Raw genomic sequence first — 6,259 nt, 5'->3', positions numbered from 1 at the left:
TCGCCCCAACACAATTAAATGACCCGAAGAACTTACCGGCAAGAATTCGGTTAAACCTTGAATGAGACCCAGTAACGCAATACGCCACACAGCACGTCTCTCCCTTCTATAATATGGGTAATTAGAAGAGACAGGAAATTATAACCGTGCCACGAAAATAATGCCGTCGAAGGTTCCCAAGAGAAAAGCCCTCGTTCCTTCCTAGGACGAGGGCATAGGGATGTAGGGAAGACTTAAAAAATCATAGTCGAAACCAAGCGATTCGGTTGAAATCGCTCATCCAGATAGTCCATCGGATCGGTGGATAACAACCGTTCCAAGCGCGCGGAACCATCCCCATCGCGCCGGATTAAGCACAAGCGGCCGTCAATCCACCATGCCGTGAGTTCCCGATCATGGGGGTCGCGGGGATAAATGTCTTCCATAGCCAAGGGCGTATAGAGCATCCTATTGTACCTCCTTTTTCTCTGTTCTCGCCCGGCGGGGTTTGCGGTGTTGTTCAGCAATCATCCCTTCAAGATGTCGCAACGCCTTATCAATCCCTCCCACTTCATCAATCAACCCCACGTCGACTGCGTCTTTGCCCACCAGAATAGTGCCAATATCCCGCGCCAGTTCCCCGGTCGTAAACATCAACTTGCGAAAATCATGGTCCGAAATATGGGAATGCATGGTGACAAAGTTCACAACACGGTCCTGCATTTTATCCAAATACTCGTAGGTCTGAGGTACGCCAATCACCATCCCATTCATGCGAATCGGATGGATCGTCATTGTCGCAGTGGCGGCGATAAAACTGTAGTCTGTTGCCACGGAAACCGGGACACCAATGGAGTGTCCGCCTCCTAACACCAAAGAGACAGAGGGTTTGGATAAGCTCGCAACCATTTCCGCCAAGGCGAGACCGGCTTCTACATCGCCGCCCACCGTGTTCAAGATTAATAACAGGCCCTTGATATCCTTACTCTCTTCAATAGCGACCAACTGGGGAATGACATGTTCATACTTGGTCGTTTTGTTTTGCGATGGCAGGACAACGTGCCCCTCAATTTGACCAATAATGACCATCGTGTGAATCGACGACTTCGCGGTCGGGATTTTCGTGCTGCCAAACTCTTGAATGTTTTCTCCGGGATCTTGATGCCTCTTTTTCTGCCGCTGATCTGGAACCTGCGGCTCTTCTGCTTCGTTCCCTACATGGTGACCCTGTCGCACCGTTCGTTCCCTCCTCATCATGCCTAGCCGTGATAGTGTTTGAAAAAGACTCCTTTTCATACCCTTGGGCTTGGGAGATTCCCACATTGCGTGCTGAGCCATGGGTCACGGTCATATGTTGGAGTAATGAGGGGGATTGACATGCCTAATCAGCTCTTGCTTACTATGCAGACCCTACAACAAGCTATCAATAAAACCGTGCAAACCGGACTTCCTCCATTTTTCTTAGCTCTAGGGGTCACTATTGGTGGAGGCCTTTTGGGATCCTTCGGCCTATGGTTAGCAGGAAAGGGGCCACAAGATCCTGCGCAAACCGCTTATCGCATACGCATTTGGGCTGTAGCCATCGCGATTGGCGGGACTCTCACCGCCTTAGAAAACTTAGAACGCGGCGTTTTCGCCCGAGCTTTACCCGCCATCGTGCGAGATGGCGTCGCTATCGTGACTGCGTACTTGGGCGCCCAAACGGGATATTGGCTGCTAACATGGCTGGTTACTCTGTGAAAAGGCTAACCCCCAGTCTCGCGAGCTTTGTGCTGGGACTCTTACTTGGATTCGCGTTGATGCAAGGATTGGGAGTACGCGAACGCCAATACGCGGATTTGTCCGCAAAAAAATGGCAGGCGGAAGCGACGCAGTGGCACAACGAAGCCAATCGACTCAAAGAAGAGGTGGGGCGGATTAATAAGACGGCCCAACCCCACCTTTATATTCAGAACGTCGATGTTATGATATTGCGCGCCCCGGTTGCCAAATCCGATGTTATTGAGGCTCTTTCCCCTTATACCCAGGCATTGCTGGGTCTTCCCCTAGACTCATTGAAAGCCCCTATCGTCTATCATCTTTTCAACAACCGTATTATTACGATTGGCACCAAACTTTACCGCATTCGAGTCGAAACCCTGCTGTTAGGCCCTGATACCGAGCTGATGATTTCCCTACGGCCTGAACCCGGCCCGGCCGTGATGTAAAAAACCTGCCGCCACAAAGGACGGCAGGCAAAACCCTGCGGGAGCTGCTTACACTTCCATGATAATCGGCAAAATCATCGGTCGCCGCTTGGTCCGGTCCCAAAGGAATCGGCCCAGGGTATCGCGCACGACGCCCTTAATTGCGGACCACTCCGTCAAAGTGCCCCCTTCCATCGTCGTCAACGCCGTTTTGACCCGCGACCGTGCTTCGTCGAGTAAGGCTTCGGACTCACGCACATACACAAATCCCCGGGACACAATGTCGGGGCCTGAAACCAAAAGACCAGATTGGGCATCCATACCCACCACCACAATCAAAATCCCGTCATTCGACAATTGTTTGCGGTCACGCAATACAATATTGCCGACGTCACCGACGCCAAAGCCATCGACTAATACCTTACCCGCAGGCACCTGTCCTACCAACTGCATCGAGTCCGCCGTGAGTTCAAATAGGCTACCATTATCGCCAATTAAAATATGGCTAGGGTCCATTCCTATATCCCGAGCCAATTGCGCATGATGCACCAAATGCCGATATTCCCCATGAACTGGAATAAAGAACTTCGGCTTGACCAGATTGAGCATGAGTTTTAACTCTTCTTGGCAAGCATGTCCCGACACGTGAATGCCTAAATCGCGGCCATAGTAAACATCCGCGCCCAAACGGTACAAGTTGTTGACCGTCCGAGACACCATTTTTTCGTTGCCCGGAATAGCGGTCGCCGAAATGATTACGGTATCTCCCGCATAGATTTCCACTTTTTTATGGTCGGACGTCGAGATGCGCGTCAAGGCAGACATTGGTTCGCCTTGCGAGCCCGTAGTTAAAATCAGCGTCTTTTGGGGGGGCTGGCGTAATACCGCATCCAGCGACATCCAAGTACCTTCAGGAAAATCAAGGTATTTGAGCTCAATCGCTTTTTGCACGATATTTTCCATACTACGTCCGACAACGGCAACATGACGCCCATGGCGAACAGCCGACTCCACGACCTGACGAATGCGGTGCACTTGCGACGCAAACGACGAGACAAGCACCCGCCCTTTGGCCTGTTCGATAATGCGGTCTAAGGTTTTCCCTACCGTTTTTTCCGAAGGGGTATAACCCGGTCGTTCCGCATTGGTGCTATCGGCCAACAATAACAAAACGCCTTCCGATCCGACTTGCGCCAACTTATGAAAATCCGCAACGTGTCCATCGACAGGCGTGTGATCAAATTTAAAGTCCCCTGTATGCACTATCGTTCCGACTGGGTTGCGAATAATTAAGCCGGTCGCATCAGGAATCGAGTGGTTAACGCGGAAAAATTCAACGGAAAAATTCCCGACCTTGACCGTATCACCGGGCTCCACCGGATGGGACTTGGGATGCAGACTCACCTGATGTTCTTGCAGTTTCATCTCCACAATGCCCATCGTCAACCGGGTCCCATAAATGGGAACAGAGATTTGCTTCAGAAAATAGGGAATAGCTCCAATGTGATCCTCGTGACCATGCGTCAGAAAAATTGCGCGTACGCGGTCCTTATTCTCCAGCAAATAGGTAATGTCAGGCAAAACCAAATCAATTCCGGGCATATCGACTTCCGGAAACGCTAGCCCGCAATCGATCAAAATAATATCGTTGCCATAGACAACAGCCGAAATGTTTTTTCCAATCTCTCCCAATCCCCCTAAGGGGATAAACTGTAATTTACCGGGTCCTGGGCGTGCCAGTGTAACCCACCTCCTATTTATCCCGCACACGGAGCACATCAAAATGCCCCTAGCCATCCGACTAGGGACTTATGCCAGGGGCATCTGATTTGAGGCGGCGCTTTCAGCTCCCTTCCGCGCTATGCTGAACCGCTACACCCCATTTGACCACCGAGCACTAAGTCGTTGCGTTAATTATAACGCGGTTGGACTATTGCACGCAATGGCCACTAATTTTTTACAGAGCTTATAGGCATCTGGCGAATATGCTTCGCTCGCAAGTACGCCAACCATAAGTCACCAAATACCGCATCCTCCGGCATGACTAAGGGCATTCGCACCGTTCTCGGAGCCAACGCCAAGCGATGTAGCAACCATTTAAGGGGAATGGGATTTGAAACAACAAAGAGTTGTTTAAACAAAGGCCAGAGGTCCGCGTGTAGCATCCTCGCCTCGTCAGGATGGCCAGATATAAAGAGTTCTGTCATCTGTTCCATTTCCATTCCTACCACGTGCGATGCCACCGATACCACACCATACGCGCCAACGGCCAAACTCGCTAGATATAGACTATCGTCACCGGAAAAAATCGGCACCTCAGACCCCAGAATTTGATCTAAGCGAATAATTTGCTCGATCGTACCGGAAGCCTCTTTCACCGCAAAAGGTGCACGCGCTTTCTTGGCTATCTTGGCCACGGTGTCGGCCTCGACCATACTAGCGGTACGTGAAGGGACATTGTAGAGCATAACCGGACAGGTAACATGGTGGAGGACTTCCCCAAAGTGACGAATTAACCCTTCTTGCGAAGGCTTATTGTAGTATGGCGACACAACCAGTACCCCATCCGCACCCCACTCATCGGCCGCCATCGCCAAGTCAACCGTTGACCGGGTGTCATTCGTGCCACATCCCATCCACACCGGCACCATGTCACCCGCCCCCCGGCGCACAGCCGTGTACAACCGGTACCGCTCATCAGGACTTAGGCTAAAAGCTTCCCCGGTCGAGCCTGCCAAAATTACTCCCTGCGTTCCGTGAGCCACCAAATGCCGCGCCAACCCTTCGGCGGCTTCGACATCGATGCTGCCTTCCTCGGTGAAGGGTGTAATCATTGCTGTAAAAACTCGTGGCCATCTCATCCTTTGGGCACCTCCTCAGCCAAATGGAACTGTTTGTGTAATGCACTCACCGCCCTTTCCATATCAGAGCGATGCAATAAAAGGGTGATCGTCGAATGCGAATCCGCCGATTGCAGAATTTCAATATCCGATTGCGCCATGGCCGCCATCACCCGTCCTACGACTCCTGGAAGTCCTTGAATAGCGGACCCGACAATGGACACTTTAGCCCGATCGTCAAACGCCTCATAGCCAAACCCGCTAGTTTCGAGAATTTCTTGGGTCACAGCATTTTTCTCGGGCGGCACACAAAAGTACACTTGGTCGGGAAAGAGATTAATCAAATCCACGGAAACGCCGCGTTCGCCCAATGCCATAAATAGTTGAAACGCCCAATCTTTGTGCATAGTTTCCGGTGGCGTGACACGAAATTGCAGCAAGTGGTCTAGTTGGGTAATACCGGTTACAGAATGGTCCGGATCACGGTGGCCCCACGCATCCAATATGCCCTGACCCGACGCAATAATAGTGCCTAACGACTCCGAAAACGTGGATCGGACGCGGATCGTCACGCCAAACTGTCTCCCAATTTCTACCGCCCGAGGATGAATCACCTTCGCGCCAAGATTGGCCAACTGAAACACCTCTTCGTAATCTAACGAAGAAATCGTCCGCGCCTCTGGGACAATGCGGGGATCGGCTGTTTTAATCCCATCGACATCGGTAAAAATATCGACAACCTCTGCCCCTAGCGCTGCCCCTAAGGCTACAGCAGTGGTGTCAGATCCTCCGCGTCCCAGCGTCGCCACCCGCCCATCGGGCGTTCGCCCTTGAAATCCCGCAACCACCGGAACGATCCCCTGAGCCACCAAACTTTCTAAGGCTTGAGGTTTGACCTCCACAATGCGCGCATCACCAAAATTCGCATCGGTGACAATCCCCGCATCTCCACCCGTAATGGCCCGGCTCTGCAACCCCACCGACCGCAAATGACCCGCAAGAATCACCGCGCTGATAATTTCTCCACAAGAAATCAAAAGATCGCGTTCATCCAACGCGCCTTCGGTGCCATTATCTAGTAACGATAAGAGCGTATCGGTCGCGTACGGATCGCCAAGCCGTCCCATTGCCGACACCACAACCACGACATGGTGCCCTTCTCGCACAGCTTTTTGAACCCATTGCGCCACAATGTCACGACGCGCTGCGTCACGCACCGAAGTCCCGCCGAATTTCTGGATCACCAAAGACACA

General features: G+C 51.9%; 8 protein-coding genes. 2 read left to right on the top strand and 6 right to left on the bottom strand.

The window, feature by feature from the left end; genetic code table 11:
* The 3 genes from CO251_RS09260 to CO251_RS09250 all read right to left on the bottom strand — a co-directional run.
* Positions 1-90, bottom strand: a 90-nt coding sequence (locus CO251_RS09260) for an undecaprenyl-diphosphate phosphatase (RefSeq protein WP_146039042.1), incomplete at its 3' end; no start/stop codon positions are given.
* A gap of 143 nt (positions 91-233) precedes the next feature.
* On the bottom strand, positions 234-446 hold the full coding sequence (locus CO251_RS09255) for a YlzJ-like family protein (RefSeq protein WP_103375483.1): 213 nt from the start codon (positions 444-446) through the stop codon (positions 234-236).
* 1 nt (position 447) lies between these two features.
* A complete protein-coding gene (locus CO251_RS09250) occupies positions 448-1,233 on the bottom strand; it encodes a ClpP family protease (RefSeq protein ID WP_146039043.1) in 786 nt (261 codons plus the stop codon).
* 123 nt (positions 1,234-1,356) lie between these two features.
* Here CO251_RS09250 and CO251_RS09245 point away from each other — a divergent pair, with 123 nt between their 5' ends.
* Together CO251_RS09245 and CO251_RS09240 are read left to right on the top strand one after the other, a co-directional pair.
* A complete protein-coding gene (locus CO251_RS09245; protein WP_173677091.1) occupies positions 1,357-1,719 on the top strand; it encodes a YtrH family sporulation protein in 363 nt (120 codons plus the stop codon).
* Positions 1,701-2,186, top strand: a complete 486-nt coding sequence (locus CO251_RS09240) for a hypothetical protein (protein ID WP_158246256.1) — start codon at positions 1,701-1,703, stop codon at positions 2,184-2,186. The genes CO251_RS09245 and CO251_RS09240 overlap by 19 nt, the downstream gene beginning before the upstream one ends.
* A 48-nt stretch (positions 2,187-2,234) precedes the next feature.
* On the opposite strand, the gene CO251_RS09235 is transcribed toward CO251_RS09240, so the two are convergent.
* The 3 genes from CO251_RS09235 to dapG form a co-directional block, all read right to left on the bottom strand.
* A complete protein-coding gene (locus CO251_RS09235; protein WP_103375480.1) occupies positions 2,235-3,944 on the bottom strand; it encodes a ribonuclease J in 1,710 nt (569 codons plus the stop codon).
* A 170-nt stretch (positions 3,945-4,114) separates the two neighbouring features.
* Positions 4,115-5,026, bottom strand: a complete 912-nt coding sequence (gene dapA / locus CO251_RS09230; protein WP_103375479.1) for a 4-hydroxy-tetrahydrodipicolinate synthase — start codon at positions 5,024-5,026, stop codon at positions 4,115-4,117.
* On the bottom strand, positions 5,023-6,258 hold the full coding sequence (gene dapG, locus CO251_RS09225) for an aspartate kinase (protein ID WP_103375478.1): 1,236 nt from the start codon (positions 6,256-6,258) through the stop codon (positions 5,023-5,025). Before dapG ends, dapA begins: the two co-directional genes overlap by 4 nt.
* Position 6,259 lies beyond the last annotated feature (1 nt).

The sequence above is a fragment of the Sulfobacillus sp. hq2 genome (assembly GCF_002903155.1).
GTDB classification, from domain to species: Bacteria; Bacillota; Sulfobacillia; order Sulfobacillales; family Sulfobacillaceae; genus Sulfobacillus; species Sulfobacillus thermotolerans.
This window is presented reverse-complemented; position numbering and strand designations above follow the sequence as displayed.

Bases quoted from the DNA above. Each gene is read 5' to 3' on its own strand.
- CO251_RS09255 (WP_103375483.1), bottom strand. From the start codon at position 446: ATGCTCTATACGCCCTTGGCTATGGAAGACATTTATCCCCGCGACCCC.
- CO251_RS09250 (WP_146039043.1), bottom strand. From the start codon at position 1,233: ATGAGGAGGGAACGAACGGTGCGACAGGGTCACCATGTAGGGAACGAA.
- CO251_RS09245 (WP_173677091.1), top strand. From the start codon at position 1,357: ATGCCTAATCAGCTCTTGCTTACTATGCAGACCCTACAACAAGCTATC.
- CO251_RS09240 (WP_158246256.1), top strand. From the start codon at position 1,701: ATGGCTGGTTACTCTGTGAAAAGGCTAACCCCCAGTCTCGCGAGCTTT.
- CO251_RS09235 (WP_103375480.1), bottom strand. From the start codon at position 3,944: ATGTGCTCCGTGTGCGGGATAAATAGGAGGTGGGTTACACTGGCACGC.
- dapA (WP_103375479.1), bottom strand. From the start codon at position 5,026: ATGAGATGGCCACGAGTTTTTACAGCAATGATTACACCCTTCACCGAG.